The sequence below is a fragment of the Microbacterium umsixpiens genome (assembly GCF_053543675.1).
Genome location: NZ_JBLVOH010000200.1, coordinates 1 through 1,084, shown reverse-complemented (window position 1 = coordinate 1,084; position 1,084 = coordinate 1). Strand labels below are relative to the sequence as shown.

The window sequence follows — 1,084 nt, the reverse complement described above, 5'->3', positions numbered from 1 at the left end:
GGCCACCGCGGTGGGCTCGGTGCGCAGCACGATCGGCTCGATCTTCGGTCAGAGCGGCCCGAGCGTGCAGCCGAGCGACGGCTACTACAACATTCTGCTGCTCGGCGCCGACAGCGGCGACGGACGCGACTCGATGCGGTTCGACAGCATCTCGGTCGTGTCGGTGAACGCCGACACCGGCGCCGTGACCATCACCGGCATCCCGCGCGAGCTCCCGAACGCCCCGTTCAGCGAGGGCAGCCCGATGCAGGAGCTCTATCCGAACGGCTTCGAAGGGCACAGCTCATCGACGTGCGGCTGGAACGGGTGGATGAACCACGTGCGCAACGCGGCCGAGGTGTGCCGCGACGACGGGGGAGCAGGGCTCTATCCCGACGCCGTCGCCCACGGCTCCGACCCGGGGATCGAGGCGACCAAGGACGCGGCGGAGGGAGTCCTCGGCATTGAGATCCCGTACTACGTGTTCGTCGACATGCACGGCTTCGCGGAGCTCGTCGATGCTCTGGGCGGCGTGGAGATCGATGTCACCGAGCGTCTTCCGAAGGGCGGACCGCCCGAGGGGTGGACGGGCACCGACGTGAACGAATGGGCCATCGGCTGGATCGAGCCGGGCACACAGCGGATGAACGGCGACACGGCTCAGTGGTACGCCCGATCCCGCTACACCACCAGCGACTGGGATCGCATGAAGCGTCAGCGTGAGCTCCAGGAGGCGATCCTCGCCCAGTTCACACCGCAGACCGTGCTCACCCGATTCAACGAGGTGGCGGCGGCGGGCACGGCATTGATCAGCACCGATCTGCCCTCCGACAAGCTGCCGGAGTTCTTCGACCTGATGCTGAAGGCGAAGGAGCAGCAGGTGACGTCGATCGAGCTCACCCCCGACTTCGGCGTGGACGAGCACGAGCCTGACTACGGCTTCATCCACGACCTGATCGCGACGTCGCTGCATCCGCCGACGCAGACGCCGAGCCCCGCTCCCTGACGACCGCGAGCCCGCGTCGACCGGAGATGGTGCTGGACATTCGGACCGCCCCCGCGTGCGCGCGACAAAGCCCACGGCTCTCCCGTCCCAGAAGGGGCG

General features: G+C 68.0%; 1 protein-coding gene. It reads left to right on the top strand.

The genetic code is table 11. From position 1 onward, the window contains the following. Window positions 1-985: LCP family protein (locus ACNPM4_RS17700; protein ID WP_448986553.1), on the top strand; the 985-nt coding region annotated here is incomplete at its 5' end. Window positions 986-1,084: the final 99 nt, after the last annotated feature.